Origin of the sequence: Pseudorhodoplanes sp. (genome assembly GCF_050250235.1) — a bacterium.
Taxonomy (GTDB): Bacteria; Pseudomonadota; Alphaproteobacteria; order Rhizobiales; family Xanthobacteraceae; genus Pseudorhodoplanes.
In genome coordinates, this window is the sequence record NZ_JBFWPA010000046.1 from 1 (window position 1) to 19,309 (window position 19,309).

17 protein-coding genes, 1 tRNA gene and 1 pseudogene are annotated in these 19,309 nt (G+C 61.7%); 6 read left to right on the plus strand and 13 right to left on the minus strand.

What is annotated here, in order from left to right; translation table 11 throughout:
• From AB7F49_RS19605 to AB7F49_RS19620, 4 genes and pseudogenes are all read left to right on the plus strand, one after another.
• Positions 1-501, plus strand: a pseudogene (locus AB7F49_RS19605) (ImmA/IrrE family metallo-endopeptidase); the annotation flags it as partial.
• A 247-nt stretch (positions 502-748) separates the two neighbouring features.
• A complete protein-coding gene (locus AB7F49_RS19610; protein WP_428525390.1) occupies positions 749-2,443 on the plus strand; it encodes a DUF6119 family protein in 1,695 nt (564 codons plus the stop codon).
• 400 nt (positions 2,444-2,843) lie between these two features.
• Positions 2,844-6,239, plus strand: a complete 3,396-nt coding sequence (locus tag AB7F49_RS19615; protein ID WP_428525392.1) for a hypothetical protein — start codon at positions 2,844-2,846, stop codon at positions 6,237-6,239.
• Positions 6,240-7,228: 989 nt separating this feature from the next.
• Entirely contained in the window at positions 7,229-8,494 is a 1,266-nt protein-coding gene (locus AB7F49_RS19620) for a tyrosine-type recombinase/integrase (RefSeq protein WP_428525394.1), read from the plus strand.
• Positions 8,495-8,508: 14 nt separating this feature from the next.
• Here the strand turns inward: AB7F49_RS19620 and AB7F49_RS19625 are convergent.
• The 5 genes from AB7F49_RS19625 to AB7F49_RS19645 all read right to left on the minus strand — a co-directional run bounded on the left by AB7F49_RS19625 (position 8,509) and on the right by AB7F49_RS19645 (position 11,547).
• Positions 8,509-8,584 (minus strand) — tRNA-Ile (locus AB7F49_RS19625).
• Positions 8,585-8,689: 105 nt separating this feature from the next.
• Complete coding sequence (locus AB7F49_RS19630; RefSeq protein WP_428525487.1) at positions 8,690-9,196, minus strand: transglycosylase SLT domain-containing protein; 507 nt, start codon at positions 9,194-9,196, stop codon at positions 8,690-8,692.
• Between the two features lie 247 nt (positions 9,197-9,443).
• Positions 9,444-9,905 carry a MarR family winged helix-turn-helix transcriptional regulator gene (locus tag AB7F49_RS19635; protein WP_428525396.1) on the minus strand — a complete coding sequence of 154 codons (462 nt, stop codon included), beginning with the start codon at positions 9,903-9,905 and terminating at the stop codon, positions 9,444-9,446.
• A 30-nt stretch (positions 9,906-9,935) separates the two neighbouring features.
• Positions 9,936-11,156: a 3-hydroxybenzoate 6-monooxygenase gene (locus AB7F49_RS19640; RefSeq protein ID WP_428525398.1), complete on the minus strand. Its 1,221-nt coding sequence runs from the start codon at positions 11,154-11,156 to the stop codon at positions 9,936-9,938.
• A gap of 67 nt (positions 11,157-11,223) precedes the next feature.
• Positions 11,224-11,547 (minus strand): hypothetical protein, encoded by a 324-nt coding sequence (locus AB7F49_RS19645; protein WP_428525400.1) that lies wholly within the window; start codon positions 11,545-11,547, stop codon positions 11,224-11,226.
• Between the two features lie 510 nt (positions 11,548-12,057).
• Between AB7F49_RS19645 and AB7F49_RS19650 the strand changes: the two genes are divergently transcribed.
• Positions 12,058-12,372 (plus strand): helix-turn-helix domain-containing protein, encoded by a 315-nt coding sequence (locus AB7F49_RS19650; RefSeq protein ID WP_428525402.1) that lies wholly within the window; start codon positions 12,058-12,060, stop codon positions 12,370-12,372.
• 178 nt (positions 12,373-12,550) lie between these two features.
• Here AB7F49_RS19650 and AB7F49_RS19655 read toward each other — a convergent pair whose 3' ends face one another.
• The 4 genes from AB7F49_RS19655 to AB7F49_RS19670 form a co-directional block, all read right to left on the minus strand.
• Positions 12,551-13,516 carry an amidohydrolase family protein gene (locus AB7F49_RS19655; RefSeq protein WP_428525404.1) on the minus strand — a complete coding sequence of 322 codons (966 nt, stop codon included), beginning with the start codon at positions 13,514-13,516 and terminating at the stop codon, positions 12,551-12,553.
• 180 nt (positions 13,517-13,696) lie between these two features.
• Positions 13,697-14,092, minus strand: a complete 396-nt coding sequence (locus tag AB7F49_RS19660) for a DUF4112 domain-containing protein (protein WP_428525406.1) — start codon at positions 14,090-14,092, stop codon at positions 13,697-13,699.
• A 75-nt stretch (positions 14,093-14,167) separates the two neighbouring features.
• Positions 14,168-15,055, minus strand: a complete 888-nt coding sequence (locus AB7F49_RS19665) for a diacylglycerol/lipid kinase family protein (protein ID WP_428525408.1) — start codon at positions 15,053-15,055, stop codon at positions 14,168-14,170.
• 88 nt (positions 15,056-15,143) lie between these two features.
• The gene (locus AB7F49_RS19670; RefSeq protein WP_428525410.1) at positions 15,144-15,551 is read right to left on the minus strand and encodes an acyl-CoA thioesterase; all 408 of its coding nucleotides are present in this window, start codon (positions 15,549-15,551) and stop codon (positions 15,144-15,146) included.
• A 197-nt stretch (positions 15,552-15,748) separates the two neighbouring features.
• On the opposite strand from AB7F49_RS19670, the gene AB7F49_RS19675 reads away from it, so the two are divergent.
• Positions 15,749-15,934, plus strand: a complete 186-nt coding sequence (locus AB7F49_RS19675; protein WP_428525412.1) for a DUF3008 family protein — start codon at positions 15,749-15,751, stop codon at positions 15,932-15,934.
• 33 nt (positions 15,935-15,967) lie between these two features.
• Here the strand turns inward: AB7F49_RS19675 and AB7F49_RS19680 are convergent, their stop codons facing one another.
• The 4 genes from AB7F49_RS19680 to AB7F49_RS19695 form a co-directional block, all read right to left on the minus strand.
• Positions 15,968-16,369, minus strand: a complete 402-nt coding sequence (locus AB7F49_RS19680) for a hypothetical protein (RefSeq protein WP_428525414.1) — start codon at positions 16,367-16,369, stop codon at positions 15,968-15,970.
• A 259-nt stretch (positions 16,370-16,628) separates the two neighbouring features.
• The gene (locus AB7F49_RS19685; protein WP_428525416.1) at positions 16,629-17,435 is read right to left on the minus strand and encodes a lytic murein transglycosylase; all 807 of its coding nucleotides are present in this window, start codon (positions 17,433-17,435) and stop codon (positions 16,629-16,631) included.
• A 721-nt stretch (positions 17,436-18,156) separates the two neighbouring features.
• Positions 18,157-18,852 (minus strand): hypothetical protein, encoded by a 696-nt coding sequence (locus AB7F49_RS19690; protein ID WP_428525417.1) that lies wholly within the window; start codon positions 18,850-18,852, stop codon positions 18,157-18,159.
• Entirely contained in the window at positions 18,782-19,231 is a 450-nt protein-coding gene (locus AB7F49_RS19695; protein WP_428525419.1) for a hypothetical protein, read from the minus strand. Before AB7F49_RS19695 ends, AB7F49_RS19690 begins: the two co-directional genes overlap by 71 nt.
• Positions 19,232-19,309: the final 78 nt, after the last annotated feature.

A 19,309-nucleotide genomic window follows, 5' to 3' on the forward strand; every position in this document is an offset into this window, starting at 1 on the left:
GCCACGGCGTTTTCGGCAACCTTGCTCCTGCCGCTGGATGCCTACCGTCGCCAAGACCCCGACCGCCGGAACGTCGACCTCGACGTTATGTCGGGATGTGCAGACCGCTACCGGGTGTCGTTGATCGCCGCTATCCTCCGATGGCTCGAATACACGGACTACCGCGCGGTGCTGGTCGTTTCGCGAGACGGCTTCATTCTGTGGTCCAAGCCGAGCAAGCCCGCGCTACGGACGCGTGCCTTTTTCCGAACCTCCGGCGGCCCCATCGAAATTCCTGCGGCCTCGTTGGCAGCGCGGCAAGATCGCCTGGTCGACGGCCGCTTGGGCGTCGAGTTACCAGCGGGCGTGTGGTTCAACGAAGAGGTCCGCGAAATGACTGTTTTTGCAGACCAGTATGATTTCGCCGTCACGCTACTGATGTTGGGCGACAATTATGAGCCACGTTGGCAGGAGGAGCCAGTCGACGAGGACACCTACGACCGGTTCTTGGCGTCGCGGTAGCGAAGTAACCATTTGGTTGCAACAAACTATGCGTTTGCGGGCCTCGCGGCGACCTTGCTAATTTCACTAAGCAATTGAAAAGTAGTTGTATTTCAATCGTTGGGGCCTCGATCTGAGTTCTGAACGTGTCCACGAGGAGTCCCCAAGCCTATGACGATTGGATACGAGAGAACCAGTGCGCACGCCGCCGCGCTGAATATCGGCCGAAGTCGGCCGCGCGATAGGTGCGCCGTTCAGGAGGTCACCGATGACGATCGCCGTCGCAACGATCAAATCGATGACTCTTTCCGTTCGCCTCCTCCGCCAAAACCGCACGGTCGAAACAGCGCTCCGCGAGGACCACGAGCTTGACGAGATCGAAACCGAAACGGGACGGCTGTTCGTCGGGCAAGCTCCCTCTACACCGCCGACCTGGGCGTCGTTCATCGGGCAGTTCGCCAGAGCCTCGGTCCCACGCTTAGCGAACCAAAGTTGCGGCGCGGTGCTTTTTCTTGACGTGACCACGGACGACACACCGCCGATCAAGCGTGTCATGGCCCTGACATTCGGCACCGGTCACCATTCGCTTGATCTTGATGCCTTCGAGCGGGGTTTTGGCCTACGCGTGGTCCTGAATTCGGTTGCGCGATCCAACCTGCGAAGCCTCGACATCGCCACGCTCGATGCCACGACTTTCCTGCGCCGTATCCAAGCCAGCCGAGACGCTGACCTTCAAGGTTTTGGCGTGGACACGGATCGCGATTTGCTCACGCTTGCGGCTGGATCGCCGCGGGACGCGAGTTTCGCGCGGTCGCTAGCGGGCCGAGACGCGCTCACGCTGAACACTAAGACGTCGCCGGTCGACGTGATGGAGAAATGCAAGAAGGCGCTGACTCTATATCAGGCCCAGGACTACAAAACGGATTACGGCTTTATCGACTACGTCAGTCCCGTGCGCAGGCGCGACCTCTGGGAACAACTCGACGCCCTGGCTTTCGCCGAATTGGGAAGCATTGTGAACGGAGGTTCCTCCGATCTTCATATAGCGCTCCCCGACATTCTCGATCCGGAGGAAGGAATTGAAATCGGCTTTTATGGTGTTGGCTTCCGATCTGGCGCGAAGCCCGCGCACTACGAGCTTGCGATCGAGGACTATGTTGCCGAACTCAAGGCTGGCGATTTTAGCCAAGTCGCTGACATGGCGACGCTCAGGTCGAGCCACGAGGTGCGGGTAATCATCGACGGCGAAGGCGACAAGAAGCGCAAGCGTAAAATCTACGATTGCCTTGTCTTCGAGGTCGAGCATCAAGGCACGATCTATGTCTTATTCGGCGGCGCGTGGTACGCGATTGATAAGATATTCCATGCGACGGTGGAGGCTGGCTTTGCCAAACTTGTATCGACAAAACCCTTCGTCACCTCGACCACGACGGCGAACGAGCGCGAATTCATTGTCGAACTCGACGCGAGCAAGAATTTGCTGAACATGGATCAAGTGAAGCTTAATCCCGCAGGCATGGGTGGAGCGAACCTTGAACCGTGCGATTTCCTATCGACAGCCAGGCAATTTATTCACCTGAAGGACGGGCACGACTCGGCGCCAATCAGCCACCTGTGGAACCAAGGCGTGGTTTCCGCTGAAGCGTTTGTCCGCGACGAGAAATTCCGCAAGGATTTCCGCGCTGCGGCCCAGCGTCGGCAAAAAAAGGCCAAGAAAACCGGCTTCGAAAAGCTGCTTCCGGATGGTCGCTCGAAGCCGACGCCTTCCGATTTCACGGTGGTCTATGGGATTATGCGCAGCCGTTACAGGAAATCGGGCAGCCTCGGTCTTCCCTTTTTCAGTAAGATCAGCCTGCGCGCGATCGCTGATCGAATCGAATTGATGGGCTACACGGTCGAAGTTCACCTGATCGAAAAGCTCACTGCGAAGACGGCAAGCAAGCCGGTGGCCAAGGCGACGTAGCACAACGGTCTCGGAAGGGTGCGGGACCTCGCGAACACTGTCGTTGCGACCGATTTCGCCGCCGACCTCCATGTCGATCAGGGCTGCCGTGAACATCCCCGACCTCGCGGGCTCAGCAGGGCCTTCCATCGCGGATCGAGGGCCGAGAGGCGTGAGTATTTTTGCTATTCTTCTTCACGCATACTGCGAACTTGAATGAAGATCAGCGCCGACGATCCGACCATCCCGCCATCGACTAACGTTTTCAAGGCCGATAGAATCTCATTGAAGTATTGCGTATTCGCTGACGCGAGCGGTTTTCCCTGGCTGTCGTTTCCAGAACAATTCAACAGCTCACATGAGGCGGCAGCTGAGAGATTGCGGTGTCGCTCACCAATGAGCTGAGGCATCCAGACTAAATATGAACTTCGACGGCCAACCAGACGTCTCCGTTCTATCCGCCGAACAGGCAGATACGAACCGTCTCATTCAGCAACTGCTCGGCACCGCGGTTGCGTACCGGTATGTGGACTTCTGCCGCTTGGCGAGCGGCACCTTGCCTCTCATCGTCTCGCGTCCACTCGCCGGGCATGCGTTGCGCGAACTCGATTCCCTGGTTCGCCATGTTCTGGCGACGCCGATGGAAGCGAGAGCCTCCGACGACGCCGAAGAAACGAAGCGTCGATCCGAGGCACGAGCAGCGCTGAAGGAAATGGGTTTCGATGCGCCGGCGTTACAGCGCGCGGAGAGAGCGCTCAAGCCGGTCTTCAGCCACAGAAGACAGATCGAACACATTGTCACCCGTCTCGGCCTGTCGGCAGACGGCGATATCGCGAAGCTCTGGATTAGGCTCAACCAGACCTATGGTCGGGTTCACGAGCGTTCTTTTCATCTGAGCCTTGAAGTGGACGAGGCGTTTCGGTCGGAGTACGTGCGCCCCTTCGATACGGTCATCCGGGCGCTCATGGTGCAACTACAAGGGCGCTACGCAGCGCTGATGCGGCGCGCGAAGGAGATCGCGGCCTTGCCTCCGGCAGAAGGCATCCGGCTCTTCGTCAACGAAATTCCGGGCGCGCTGCAGCTCCAAACGTATTTCTACAACAATCTTCAATCCTCGGCTTGGCTTCCACATCTCGCGTCCGAAGGTCTCTTGGCAGAACCGCTGCCCGACCTCGGCGGTGGCAATACCCTGCAGCTCTGGAACTGGCCGGTGGGACGTTACTTGGAACGGATGGCGTCATCTGAGGATGCGGCCACGCGCGCACGTGTGGTTCAGGCCATCCGCGAACTCGCCTCTTCGACGCATCCGGATGTGCACCGCCTTGGCATGGAGGTGATCGAAGCCTTGCCGCCGGCGGAAGCGGCCCCGCTCATCGACGTGCTGGAGGGCTGGATCTCCGCTGCCACCGATCTTTTTACCGCCGCGCCCCACGACATTATGGCCAAGTGGATCGCGGCCGGCGAGGTTGTTTCGGCGGTCCGCGTGTCGCGGTCCGTCTTTGCGCTCTTCGAACGCTATGGAGAGATCGCCGCGCATTTCGATGCAACTATGTACGAGCATTACCTCGAACAGGCGGTCAAGGCCTTCTCGACGGCTCGGCCGTTAGAAGCGTTGCCGGCACTCTGTAGCCTGCTCATGGAAGCGTCACGGGTCGATAGGCGGCTGAGTCAGTTGGATGAGGCCGATTACAGCTACTATGCGGTGGACTCCTTCGAGCCTGAGGAAACGCGCGGGCACGATTTCCTCGGCGCGCTCGTCATCGCCGTGGCGCGGGTAGCCGCGGCAGCCGTTCGCGCAAATCCAGCCGACCTGAAGGCCGTTCTCGAGCATCTGGCGCCCTATCGCGCAAGAATCTTCATGCGAATGCGGTTGTATTTGCTCGCGCTCTCGCCAGCTTCGGCGTCTGACCTCGCAACGGCCTCCCTGACGGATTTGAGCCTGGTCGATGCGGATTGGTGCCGTGAGGATTATGCCTCATTGGCGCGGGTCTGGTTTCCGCATCTCACGGCTTCAGAGCAGGGCCGCATTGTCGCGTACATCGACTCGATAGCGGAGTCTCACATCGGGGCGTTCCACACGTGGTTCGAACGGCACGAGAATCGAAAAGCCGAAGCGCTCGATGAGCGGCGCTATCGTGAAACGACCGTTCGCGACGCCGTGTGGCTTTGGCGCTCGGCCCTGCCTCCGGACCGGCTCGCGGCCGTCGAGAAGACCGTGGTTGAGTTTGGTAATCCCGATGCGTGGCGGGAGCGGCATTTCAGGCGTGAAGAGAGCCCGCTAAGTCAGCGGGCGATGCTGGAGCAACCCGCCGAGAAGACCGCGGCTTTCCTCATCGCGTGGCAACCTAACGTCGGACAACAGAACGAAACTGCCGGTGCCTTGGCGAACGAGCTCCGCGAAGCGGTGGCCGGCAAGCCCGACCTATTCTCGACCGCCGCCGTGAGCTTTGCGCCGGTTCGGCCTCTGTTCATCCGACACTTTTTCGACGGGCTGCGCCGAGCCACGGAGCAAAACGCTTCCATCGCGTGGGGCCCCTGCCTTTCCCTTGTCCGGACTGTGCTTGAGCGATCGAGAGATGACCTTACCATCCTGGCGCCCGTGCCGGGTGATGATCCGGATTGGTCATGGACGCTAAAGGTCACGATCGACTGGCTTTCGGCGGCGCTCGGGCGTGGAGCCGAGGGGGTCGCGTTTACACACTATGCAACGGTTCGCACGCTCGTTCTCGCTCTGGCTGACGGGATGGACGCCTTTCCAGAACCGAGCGAAGAAGAGCTATCGCATGGCTCGCATCCTTACTTTTCAGCGCGGCAAACGCTGATCGGCTCCGTGGCTGAGCTGTCGATTCTTTTCCTCTTTTGGAGCAGCAAAGACGCTAGCAATGCAATCGGAAACGCCCAACGCGATGCCTTGGCCCTTGATGGCGAACTGCGCTCCATTCTGGAGGCGGCGCTTGCTCGCGCAGGGACGGCGGGCCGCGCCGGTCGGTCGATTCTTGGCCGTTACCTGAATTGGCTGTGTTATTTTGGAGAACCGTGGTTGCGGGAACACTTGCCCTCGCTGTTTCCGAAGACAGACGACGTCCTACGGAGGGCCGCGTGGGTCGCCCATATTCAATCCGACCAGAGCCCGGTCGCCGAGCTCACAGATTCCCTTGGCGATCTTTATTCGGAGCATATTGCCGTTGTCGGGCGCGATGACGAAGCCTTCGGCGGCAGCGACAGCCGCAACCGACTCGTGGATTACATCGTCGTTCTTTATTTATGGGAACGATTGCCGGAAGATTTGTTGCGCGAATTCTGGCAGAGCGTGCCACCGTCGCTTCTGCGTCACGCCATGTGGTTCGCAGGCCGCCACCTTGTGGCCGGAAATACGCTCCAGGATCGCGCGAGGACATACTGGGACAGGCGTCTCGAATTGGCGAAGGTTGCCAGTGAGAAGGAACCGTTCAAGAAAGAGCTGGGCGTCATCGGCGCATGGTTCCTGTGGGACATCGACGCGGACTGGCTTCTGGCGCAGTTGATGCTACTCTTGAACGCAGGCTTCGCACCGAATGACGGCATCGGCGTGATTGACAAACTTGCGGAGCGAATCCCTTCAAAGATCGATGAGATCGTGGAGGCCGTCAGGGTGCTTGTGCGGCATCCTGAGGTGCAGCCATGGATTTTTGGCTCGCAGGAGCAGTCGCTCCGGAAGATTCTCTCGGAAGGGAAAACAAGTTCGTCGCCAGTGACGGTGGCTGGCGTGAAGGAGATTATCTCGTTCCTGTCCTCACGCGGCAATTCGGCGTTTCTCGATTTGGATGACGGATTGTGATGGTTGCCGGTCGCTCCAAGGCCCTGTCCGTCACCACGGTCTGATTTGGCGGGATTACTTCTTGGTGTTAGCGCGTCGCTCGATATCGGCGCAGCGTTCGATCAGTTTCGCAAACGGCTCGGCTTCGCCAAGCAGAATGCTATCATCCGCCATTTTCTTTTAGTCGGCTTCGAGTGTCTTGAGCGCCTCGGCATCGGGAACGATTTTCAATTCGCCCGAGACAGCCTTGACGTAGTCAATTTGGTTTCCGCCGCTAGGGCTGCGTCACACCCGTTGGCAGATCGCATGCCAACGCCGTCGATGAGTGCCCATCCAGAAAAATCCTTGGAAAACTTCCCCAGACTAAAACCCAGACTAAACGGCAATTTTAGTCTGGGGTCGTTTCGGACCGATTTGAAAATTGATTTGATCTCAGGATGTTAACTGGCGCGCCGGAAGGGATTCGAACCCCTGACCCCCAGATTCGAAGTTTGAAGGTCACGACCGATACTATTCGCAACGACATCGACTGAAACCACTCTCGACCCAGCGGAGCTAACTTTTAGTCGGCGAACGAACTAATACTCGCCACCACCCCCCATCATTTCTAGTGAACTTCGAAAACGCAAGTATTCTTGCTACGCTATCATTGTAGACCTTGCGACAAGGCACGGCATGCAACGCGCGACAACGCGCACGGACGACTCACCTTCGCGAAAACTAGCCGCATTCGCGTTTCTTTCTTCTATCGCATTTGTCAGAATCGTCAGCACAGCATTCAGTTGATCATGTCGAACTCCGTTGGAGTTGAATTTGACACATCAGAAGCATCAAGAAATCACACGCGACACTCCGTTAAGGCTTGCAGACGCGATCAAGATCGCGTTTCCTCATGGAGGAATGACGGTGTCTGGACTTCGTCGCGAACGCGATCGCGACAGGCTCATCATCGAGAGGATTGCCGGCAAGGAATTTACAACGCTGGCGCATATCGAACGGATGCGAGAGCTATGCCGCGTCGAAGCAAAGGCGCCCGCCTCGAACTCAGGCCGGCGCGGCGAGACAACACAGGAAGTATCACGCACCAAGCAACCTGGCGCATCCGCGACAACGGTCGGGATATCGGCACAGGCTGCGCTGCAAATGAAGTTGCGGCCGCGGAACAGAAGCTGAAGGAGTACATCGTTTCGAAATACGAGCCGAAGCGTAAGGCTCAGGACATCGAGACGATTCCCATCGGCGACGTATTGTCGATCTATCTCGATGCACAACTGGACGTTCTGCGCGATCGCTTCAAGGTCGACGATACGACGGAGGATACTGTTGCGGGCATCCGCAAATTCAAGAAGCGGATCGGTCGCCTTAACGATTGGTGGGGCAGCAAGACTCTTGGCGAGGTGGACGGCGAACAGTGTCGGCGCTACGCAAAGAAGCGCGGCAACAAAGGCGGCGCGCGGCGCGACCTGGAAGACTTGCGCGCGGCGATCAACCACCACGCCAGCGAGGGCTACCATCGCGGCCTCGTCAAAATCACGCTGCCGGCAAAGGGCGACCCGCGTGACAGGTGGCTGACCCGGTCTGATGCGGCGAAGCTGATCTGGATGTGCTGGCGCTGCCGCGAAATTCAGACCGTGCACCGCGGAGAGCGACGAGGGCAGAAGGTTGCAACCGACAAGCGGCCACTCCGGCATCTTACCCGTTTCATTTTGATCGGCCTCTACACCGGCACGCGTGCTGCCGCGATCGCCGCCGCTTCGCCGATCAGGGCTATCGGACGGTCTTACGTCGATCTGGAGCGAGGCATCTACTACCGCCTCAAGCAAGGCGACACGCGCACGCGGAAGCGACAGCCGCCCGCTCCGCTTCCGCCGCGTCTGCTGGCCCATCTTCGCCGCTGGCACCGGATCGCACCCGAAGCCACTCACTTTGTCACCCATAATGGTCAGCCGGTGGCCTCGGTGAAGACCGCGTTCAGGAAAGCAGTGAAACTTGCTGGCCTTGAGAAGGGGATCTCGCCGCACACATTGCGTCACACGGCGGCGACGTGGCTGATGCAGCGCGGCGCCGATCCGTGGCAGGCGGCCGGCTATCTCGGCATGTCGCTCGAAGTGTTGTTGAACACCTACGGTCATCACCACCCCGACTACCTGTCCGATGCGGTGGAGAAGATCGCCAAGGGCGAAACGAAGGCCGAACGAAAGCCAACCGAAACCGGAATCGTTTCTGGGGCGATAACCGGGGCGGTCGCGGTGCGACGGTCAGAGAAGGCGCGATAAGTGGTTGGTTTTATTGGTGGGCCCGGCAGGACTCGAACCTGCAACCAGACCGTTATGAGCGGTCGGCTCTGACCATTGAGCTACGGGCCCAGGCCGGCAGCATGGCGCGGGCTCCGCTCTCATAGCAATGCCGGGCGGTAACGCAACTCCGCCCGGCTGATCAGCGCTAGTCCCCGCTGCCGGGAGCCGCCGGCGCTACTGAATTCGGTGCTCGCGCGCCGGGGTCGCCCGGGAGACATGGCCATTGCGGCGGCCCCGCACATATTCGCCGCGCGCGCCGCGCGCTTCGCGCGACAGCATCGGCAACGGCGCCGCAGCCGGACCGCGCGACGCGCGTCCGCCGCCATAGCCGCTCGCATAAAGCGCCACGGCACGGTCGGGATTGCCGCCGGCGGCGCGATAGGCACCGGCGAGATACTTCACGGCATAGGTCATGTTGGTGTTGGCATCGAGCAGGCCGGCCGCGCTGCCGGAATAGCCCATGGCACGCGCGGTGCCGAGGCGGATCTGCATCAGGCCGTAATTGCCCTTCGACACCGCACGCGGATTGTAGCGGCTCTCGCGCATGATGACGCGATGGACCAGCGACGGCGGCAAACCGTGCGCGGCGGCGTGACTCTGGACGAGGGCGGAATAGGCGTCGTTGGCGCGAGCCCCCGTTTGCGGGATCAGGCTCGCGGCAAGGACGCCAAGCGAAAGCATGGAAACGCGAATCGTGGAAACACGAATCATCTCGACTCCGGGTCGTTGTTGGGGATGCCTGCCTTTACAAGGCGCAATGCGGCCACGATGCGGCACGTTCCGCGATCGGATTCACGCTTTGTGACCTGATGTTGCCGGACCGGACCAACCAGCAGCCGGAAAGCCCGCAAGTGCTTCCAGGCCATGCATCACAGGAGGGGATGTCGGTGGTATTGCGGGATACGGCGGAAATGCGGCGCGATCAGGATCAAGCCGTCAGTCGCTGCGGGGCCCGCGAGGCATCGTTATTGGTCTCGACCAGTTGCGCAAGCAAGGCCAGCAGCACACGCCGGTCCTTCGCGGCCAGCGGTGCCAGCATGCGATCCTGAGCGCGCATTACAGCGTCCTGCGCGCGTTGGACGATTGCCGCGCCTTGCGGCGTAAGCTTCAGGAGTTTCACCCGCTTGTCGCCGGGCGAGGAATAGCGCTGCACCAGGCCGCGCGCCTCAAGCCGCTCCAGCACATTGCCGAGCGTCGAGCGGTCGAACGCGATCTGCGCCGATAGCCGCGTGGCGTCGATCCCGGTCTGCTCCCTGATCGCCACCATCGACGCATATTGCACCGGCGTCAGGTCGAAGGCCGCGCATTCCTCCATGAAGATCGCGACCGCGATCTGCTGCGCACGCCGGATCAGGTGACCGGGCTGTGTCTGCAAATCCTTGAGCCGCATGGCCTCGGGTCCCCGCTCTCGCCCGCGATTTCAGGCCGCGCGCCCGGCCGTCTTGGCCTTCGCCCCGCTCAGTCCATTGCCGCCATAAATCCAGCGGACCGAGTGGTTGAATTCTTCCGGGGTCTTGTCCTTCAGCCAGGCATTGCGCACCAGCCGCTCGACGCCGTCGACATGGAAGATACGGCCAAGCTCGCGCGATGACAGCACGACGCGATAGGCGCGCGGAATGCGGATGGTCTCGTAGGCCTTGAACGCGGCCTTCAGATCGCCGCCGGACGTCTCGAACGCGTCCGACAGGCACACGGAATCTTCCATGGCCATGCAGGCGCCCTGGGCGAAATATTGATAGGTCGGATGCGCCGCATCGCCGAGCAGCGCGACGTTGCCATCGACCCAGCTTGCAATCGGGTCGCGGTCGCCGAGAACCCAGCGCCGCCAGTCTTTCGGGATTTCCAGGATTCTGCGGATCCGCGGCACGATATGCCCGAACTTCTCCAGCACCTCCTCGCGCTTGCCCGGCTCGTTGCTGCCGACATTGTCCAGATCGGTGACGAAGGTCGCGACCAGGTTGAAGGTCTTCCAGCCCTGCAGCGGATAATGCACGAAATGCGTCTTCGGACCGACCCAGATGGCAGCCGCATTCCAGCGCAGGTCTTCCGGCATCTGTTCGATCGGCAGCACCGCGCGATAGGCGACATGCCCCGACACCCGCAACGGGTCGCCGCCGGTCATCTGCTCGCGGATCATGGAGCGAATGCCGTCGGCGCCCACCAGCGCATTCGCCTCGTAGACCGTGCCGGCCGCAGTGACGACACGCACGCCATCAGCGGTGTTTTCGTAGGAGATCACACGCTCCCTGTTGACCAGCGTGACATTCGGATCGGCGCGGCAGCCATCGAGAAACGCACCATGCAGATCGGCGCGATGAATCACCGCATACGGGTTGCCCATGAACTTCCGGAACGGCTCGTCGACCGGCGCGCGCAAAATCTCCTCGCCGGACAGGCCGTCCATCATGATGAGATGATCGATATAGACCGCGCGCTCGCGGCAGACCTGACCGACCCCGAGATAGTCCATCGCGTGGAAGCCGTTCGGCCCGATCTGGATGCCGGCGCCGATCTCGCCGAAGGTGTCGGCCTGCTCCAGCACGGTCACGCGGGCGCCCTTGCGTGCCAAACCGAGCGCGGCCGAAAGGCCGCCGATGCCGCCGCCGGCGATGATGACTGAGGGTTGCGCTTTGCTGGCCAAGGCTGACCTCCCGATAATGCCGCGCTCACAAAGCGCCGCCGGCCGTTTTTTGTAAGTATACTGTTTTTCAGTATGCTGTCAATCTGCGGCGGCGGGCCTTTCCCCGCTGAGACGCCGCGGCGTGCTGTTCGGGCCGGACTTGATCGATGTGCTCCCTTAGCATGCGCTGAAAGATCGCCATGGCCCGCGCATCGTCGCGTGCAGCCTTTTCCGGATCGCTCGGCGTCTTGACGGGCGGCCGTTCGCCGGCGCAAGGCACGTCGCGGCCACGGCAGCCCCTCGCCCGCTTGCAGGTTTTGCGATGACAACGCCGCCACGTCTGGCTGACGTCTTGCGCCAATCGCATGATGTCGGGGGGAATCTCGTCGAGGTCGTCTTCGTCTTCCGCCATGGTCTGCTCCGGGCATGCGGTTACGCTTCCGCGCGCCTGCGCGGATTGTTCAGGTCCGGCGATGTCCCCCGATGGTTCGCCCCAGTGAGGGCGTGGAGCGCCGCAAGGCGCCAGTCTTGGATCACGCCGTCTCCGGCGTGCACGGCCTGATCGCAGGCCGCCCGCCTCGCGACGCTCCACGTCGGCGATTTTTCGCTCCGGAGCCGCTCTTCCGGACCTGGCCAGATGAGCCTCGCCCATCCCGATCCCGCAGGCTTTCGCCCGCGTTCGACCAGGCCATCGTCCAGCAGGTCTACCTGCGGCCCCTCATCATTAGGGGCGGACGGCCAGCCCGAAGCGTCCCGGAGGCAGGCTTACGAGACCCACCCGCAGGCGCCGTCCTCATCCCGCGTCTCGCGGCGTCCCAGGAAACGCCCCTCGTTGGGATGAGGTGATAGGAATATAATCAATAATCGAGGATTTGTCAAGCACCGCTTATGATGATGCGGTCGCCCGGCACGGAGAGACTGAATGACAAAGATCAGCGGACGCCAGATCGCCGCCGCCCGCGCGCTGGCCGACATCAGCCAGCAGGATCTCGCCGGGAGGGCGCGCATTCCGCTTGCGGATCTGCTGCGGCTGGAATCCTATGGCGCGGCGTTGCTGCCGGATGACGCGCATGCCGAGGCCATCCGCAATGCGCTCGACAGCTTTGGCGCGGTGTTCGTCCCGGAAGGTCATGGCCTGGGCGCCGGTGTCCGCCTGAAATTTTCCCGCCAGGACGTGAAGCAGATCAGCCGGCTTGAAAACGAAGGCGGCCCGGCTGCCGATGACGATGTGCCGTAAACTGCATGACGCTCTTGCGGTCCAAGCATCCGACTGTCACTCGGCAAATCCGCATCGCGGTCAGCCGAAGCGGAAGGTACTGACCTGAAAGCGTTGCGCGAGGCGAAGTCCGCGCAACGCTTCGATATGCAAGCCGGCCTGCGGCGCATCTGCGCAAGCCGACATCATTCGCCAGTTGCTACATCTTCAGCAGCTTCTTCGCATTGCCGCTGAGTATCTTCACCTTGTCCTCGTCCGAAAGCGGAATCGTGTCGACCCACGCGGTTCCGGGCGGGTTCATCACGAACGGCCAGTCCACCGCAAACAGGATGCGGTCGACGCCCATCTCCATCACGGTGCAGAGCAGCGCCGGGTTCGAGAAGAACCCCGACGTGGTGACATAGAAATTCTTGCAGAACACATCGCGGAAGCTCATCGCCTTGTGGCCCGGCCGCGACAGCGCCTGATCGATGCGCCAGACGAGGAACGGCAACGTCTCGCCGAGATGGCCGAGAATGATCTTCAGCTTCGGGTGTTCCTGAAACAGCCCGGACAGGATCATGCGGATCGCGACGGTCGCGGTCTCCACTGTGAAGCCCCAGGCGGCGCGCACCACCATCGGGTAATCCTTGATGTAGTCCTTGTAGTAGGCATCCATTACCACCTGCATCGGGATCGACGGATGCAGGTAGACCGGCACGTCGAGCCGCTCGGCCTCGGCGAAGACCGGGCGGATCGACCGGTCGTCGAGCCATACGCCGTTGGCGAGGCCGTGGATCATCGCGCCCTTGAAGCCGTTCCTGATACAGCGCTCCAGCTCGGCCGCCGCGGCCTGCGGGTCGGAAGTCGGCAGCGCGCAGAATCCCGCAAAGCGGGTCGGGTGCTTCGCGATCGCTTCGGCGAGACGGTCGTTGACACGCTTCGTGAGCGCAATGCCTTCGGGACCGGTCAGCCCCTGGGCCGACGGCGAACCGTGCGAGATCACCTGCATATCGATGCCGGCTTCATCCATTTCGCGGATGCGCAGTTCGCCGAGATCGCGCAGGCGCTTCTCCTGCTCCGGATTATGGGTGGCGCGACCGATGCCCGAATAGGTCGCCGACAATTCCTCGTCCCAGTAATGCTCCTCGATGGCGATGACCGGGCAGGCAGGTTTCTTGAGCATGGTTTCCCCCAGCTTGGATTTGCGGGGGCGTGTGTAGCACGGAGGGACAAACTCCGCTCATGCCCGCGCAGGCGGGCATCCAGCGCTGCTTTTCGCAATTAGAAAAGCTGGGTCCCCCGCTGCAGCTTGTAATCGGGCCGCGCTTCGCGCGAACCGTTTGCGGGACGAGCGGCAGATTTGCTACCGCCCCGCTCTGTCCAGATGCTCGCGCAGGATGCGCACGTTGCGGCGGTTGGCGCGGAACATCACGTCGAACACGTCACCGGCGACGGGCACCGCGCCGACCATGCCGTCGATTGCGACATTGCCGAGCATGCGTGCGAGCACGGTTTTCGGCGCGCCGAGCTTGTGTGCCTCGTAGACGATGTAGAGCGAGAGCGCGGTGGTGACGACGTCGCCCAGTCCCGGCGCGAGGCCGATGAGGCTGTCCGCGCCGAACCGGAACTTCGTGAACGGAATCACGAAGCGCGTGTCGAGCAGGCTCGCCAGCCGGTCGATTCGGGCGATACGCTCGGCGCGGGTGGCGGAGCGGGAGAAACGCGCGCGGCGGGCGCTATGAGCGAAAGATGCGTTCATGGCGGAATTGAAATGGGAAAGCGCGCGCGGATTGCAAGATCCCGGCACGCGCCGGCATCCGCGCAGGGAGGCCGATCACAGCGAGAGCACCGTCAGTGCGCCCGGCCGGATCTCATAGCGTATCGGAATCCGCTCGCGTCTCAGCTCGCCGTCGGTGGAGGCAAAGGTACGGCTGCGCTTTCGGCTGATGACGACATGCCGCGCGTCGAGCGAGCGAATGCCATCGGTATCGTCGTCGTTGCGCCACGTGCCAGCAATGAGGTTGGCGCTGGCCTTCAGCTTGGACAGCGCGCCGGCGTGTTCGACGATGTGGATTTCCAGCACGCCCTCGTCGAGAACCGGCCGCCGCCAGTCCGGCCCGAAGCGGTTGTTGGTTACGAGGACCGCCAGCGCCTCGACATGTTCGCGGCGGCGCTCGGTGCGGAAATCGAGGGTGAAGGGGCTGGTTCTGCGCAAGGCCCGGATCGCGGCGAGCCCGACCCCGAAGAGACGACCCAGCTTGTGACCGCGCACCTCCTCCCGCGCCCGCGCCATCTGGCTGAAAAAGCCAAGCCCCGAGAGCGAGTGAAAATAGCGGCCATTGACGCGGCCGAGATCGATCCTCCTGGGGCGGGCATCGCCGAGCCTCTCGATCGCCTGTTCGATATCGGCCGGCATTCCGAGATCGGTGGCAAACAGGTTCATGGTGCCGAACGGCAATACGCCGAGGGTCTTGCTCGAACCGGCAAGCGCGTGCACGGCGCAGCCCGCCGACCCGTCGCCGCCGCCGACAACGAGGGTGGAGATATCGCTCTGCGCGGCCCGCTGGATTTCGTCCTTGAGGTAACCGGGGCGAACCAGGCGGACTTCCACCGTGTCGCTGCGGCGCTTCAGCGAGGATTCCAGTGTCTGGCGCACATGATCGGCTCCGGCGTCGATCAATGCGCCAGCACGTGCGTTCAGGAGGACCAGGGTGTCGCCCATTGCGGATTCCGGCTCACAGGATTCGAATACAGCCGAGCGGTGTATTCCGAATGACGGCCCGACAAAACGCGCGAGCCGCCAAATCGTTTCACGCCTCCATGCGCTCCTGGGGAATCGGGCGGGGCCGCCCGGTATCGTCGATGGCCACGAAGGTGAAATTCGCGTCGGTGACCTTCTCGTGGTGGTGCGTCATGAAGCGGCGCGCCCAGGCCTCGATATGGATTTTCATGGAGGTGCGACCGACCTTTTCGAGCTGCGAATACACCTCGAGCACGTCCCCCACCTTCACCGGACGGATGAAGGTCATGGCCTCGATCGCGATCGTGACCACGCGCCCCTTGGCGCGCTCGACCGCGGCAATCCCGCCGGCCTGGTCCATGCGCGACAGCACCCAGCCGCCGAAGATATCGCCATTGGCATTGGTGTCCGCGGGCATCGCGATCACCCGGACGGTCAGGGCGCCGCGCGGCCGGCCGTCGCTGGAAGACTCGATCATGACCCGATCCGCCAAGGTGCTGTCGTCATAGCTGTATGCAACGGGGGAGGCGTGGCGCCAAGAACGAATGTCAGGACCTGCCACCGTCCGCCGCCGACGGCCTGAACCCGCCGCACGGCTTGGAACCACGGGCCTCGGCCGGCGATTGAACGGTCGTCCGGCCGCCTCAGGCGCGGCCCTGAACGAGGGATGTCCAGATGCCGGCAAAATCGAAGAAGCAGCAGATGGCGGCGGGCGCGGCGCTGTCCGCCAAGCGCGGCGAGCGCTCGAAGGCGAGCCTGCGCGGCGCCTCCCGCAGCATGGCCAAGTCGATGAGCAAGTCCGAACTGAAAGAGCTTGCGGAGACCAAACGCCGCGACCTGCCGACCAGAAAGCGCAAGTAACCTTCCGTCACGGCGGATCGCGCCTGCCTTCCGTCACGGCGGATCGCGCCGGCTCTGCTCGACATGGAAGCGGTGCAGGATCCGGTGGAAAACCGGAGCGAGGATGAACGTCGTGGCGACCAGGATGATCAGGCCCGACATCAGCGCGTAAAAGCCGGCGAAAATCTTGGCATCCGGATGGTTCAGATTGTCGAACACGCCCATTCCCGAGAGGATCATGGCGGCGTTCACGAACGCGTCCGTGAACGCCATCCCCTCGAAATAGGAATACCCGGCCATGCCGATGGCGAGACCGGCCAGATTCAGCATGGCCCACAGTCCGATCGCCAGTCCCATCCGTCCGGCGAAACGCCGGCGCCCGATCACGCCTTCGGTATGGTGCTCCAGCCGCAGCAATTGGGCGATGCCGGTGGCGGGCTTGCGATGTTTGGTCATCATTCGGCGTCCGAATCGCAGTCCCGATCATAGGCGAAATGGGGCGGCGCGCGGACAGACTCACGCCGGCGACGCTCGAACCGGCGGCGCGGTGGCGCGTTGACCGGTGCATGCGCCGCGTGACAACCGGCCGCAACGGGGATGTCGGACGCAGCTGATTTTGCCGGTTTCTGGCTGCGACACCAACGCATCGGTACGCGTCGGCGTCTGACCCGTTCGCGGCGCGTGCTCCTTCCGGCCAGCCTTGGCGAGGCTCGCCCTACCGCAGCTGCTCGGAGAAATAATGCAGGGTGCGCCGGTAGATTTCCGAGCGGTTCCACTCCCGCATCACCTCGAAATTCTGGGTGCCGATATTGAACGGCTGGCCGCGCTGCCAGCCATTGGTGCGCAGCAGGTTCGCGGTGGAGGCCAGCACATCGGGCACCGATCGGCGCAGGTCGACATGGCCGTTGCCGTCGTAATCCACGCCATACTTGATATAGGACGACGGGAGGAACTGGGTCTGCCCGATCTCGCCGGCATAGGCGCCGATCATCTCCTTGAGCGGCAGGTCCTGGCGCTGCAGGATCTGCAGGGCGGCGAACAATTCGCGCTGGAACAGGTCGGTGCGCCGGCAGTCATGGGCGAGCGTGGCCAGCGTGCGCACGATCGGCAGCTTGCCCATGTCGGCGCCATTGTCGGTCTCCATGGTCCAGATCGAGACGATCAGCTCCCGCGGCACCCCGAATTGCTGCTCGACCCGCCCGAGCAGCGCCGCATGGCGCTGCAGCATCGCCTTGGCCCGCTTGATGCGGGCGGGGCCGACGCGGGTGCGGGCATAATCCTCCCAGCTCTTCTTGAAGGTGCCGCGCTGGCGCCGGTCGAACGCCATCACGTTCGGATCGTAGGTGACGCCGGCGAAGGCCTGCGCGATCACGGCCTGCGAAATGCCCTTGCCCGCCGCCTCGCGCGAGAATTCCGCGATGAAGCGGTTGTAATCGCCGCCGCACTGGGCCGCGAGCGCGGGGCTGGCCGCGACGCCGAGCAGGCACAGGCTGAATGGCAGGGCAATCAGGCGGAAAAGCATGCGGGGGGCCTCGAAAATGCGTCGAAAATCCTTATCGCATGGCAATTGTGGCAAGAGAAGCACCGGCCCGGCGCGGCGGGTGGGCGCAGGCGCGAAGGAGATCGGGTGGCAGGGTCCACAGGACGCGCGTCAGCGCCCGTGTTGTTTGAGGCGCGGGCACGCCTTCATTTCCCGTTGCTCCTCTCCGTCAGAGAGAGGGAATGGTGCGCCGGACGACGCAACCTTCCTTCAAGTTTGCGATCCTTTCGGATCGCCGCGTCTTCCGACGCACCATCACGGCGCCTTGTCTCGGCGCCGGGCCGCGCTTTGCCTCCATGCGCCTTGACCTGCGCATGGCGTCAGCCGGCTCCCGGCAGGAGGCCGTAGTGCCTCCGGCATAGCAGTTTGCGCTGCGCAAACTGCGTAAACTTGTTTGCGCGTGCCCCCGGCGCCGCCCGGGTGCCGGCTTGCGAACCACGCCCCATCGATCCCGGCTCTGCCGGGATCGACACCCAACAAGGAGGCAAGTCGGCAGGCCGACTTGCCTTGCGCCGTACCGGTCACGCGCGGGAATTGCCCGCGCATGCCCAGGAGAGGCTGCAACCGAATCTCCGGCAGCGCCCTCCCCTTCGTCCCGCTGCCACGACGCCTCATGAGAGCGCCCCTCGGCGGACGAGGTGAGTGGGGATATAATCTTAGTTAGGAATATTGTCAAGAGCAACGGGGCAAGAAGTGAATTGAATTATGCCGCCTTCGCTGACGCCGAGCTTTGTTTCTTTTTTCGGGCATACTTCCATTCGCAAGGGTCGCCTCGAACCCCGGGCTCGCCACTAGACGCAGCCCAAGCCACAAAATCTTGAATCAATGTCTCGTCCTCTATGCAATGGTGGCCAACACCCTCATGGACAAACATGGCAAATCCGTTTGGAATCTGCGGTCCATCTCCGCCCCAATAGATGAACCAGTCGGCTATCAAAACGCGATCCGTCGTCCCGGTGTCCACCTCAAGATTATCTGGATCTGGAATTCCCCCCGCCTTGCTATGAAACGAATGCTCCTGAATCCAGGCGTTCGTTTTCGGATTTCGATGATAAATGTTGTCACCGTATCGCTGGACGAGACTTCCGTTTACGACCGCTCGCTTTCGGAGGTAGCGCTTGTCAGCCCAATAGTCGTCGAAACCAATAATCGAAGCGACCTTCATTATATAGACCAGCTTCCCATGGAGATTGCGCTTCTTCGTGCCAACGCCGATTATGTATTCGCCCAGCTTCGCGTATTTTCGAATTCTCGGCTTGCACGCCGCCAGCGTGCAAACCCCGTGAAAAGGGTTTGGTGCAAAACCCATGTCATGTTCGACTACATAACTATGCAGCCGCATTTTTCTTCTTCTTGCATTTATGGTGCTCCATATCCTGATCTTCACGGCGGTCGCCATGCTCATCAATCCATTCGAATTGATCGCCACACACGGCGCCAACAATCATGTGATGTTTGAAAGGAATCGACGACGATCCGTATCGGTCAAACACCTCTGCCAAAATAGTCGCGTCTAGTTGAACGCTAATGACTTTCTTGCCTAGAGCGTTGGCAGCCAGTACCGCCACCTGAACTTCCTCCAGTGGGAGTGCGGCATCGACCATAAAGACGACAGCATCACATTCGGCGATAAGATCCGTAAGGGCTTCACCACGCACCCTCCGCCCGGACTCCGTAAGATCAAAAATAACGACCTCGCAGTCTTCAGCCTCAAGCCAACCACGGGTGTTTTTCAGCTCATTTTCGCAAGAGCCACTGTGAACCAGCAGAACCTTCATTTTCGGCACTCCCGTTCAATCTCTGTTCTATTTTGTTCCTTTTTTGTGCCTTTTGCAACAGTTTCGGTCATCAGGCGC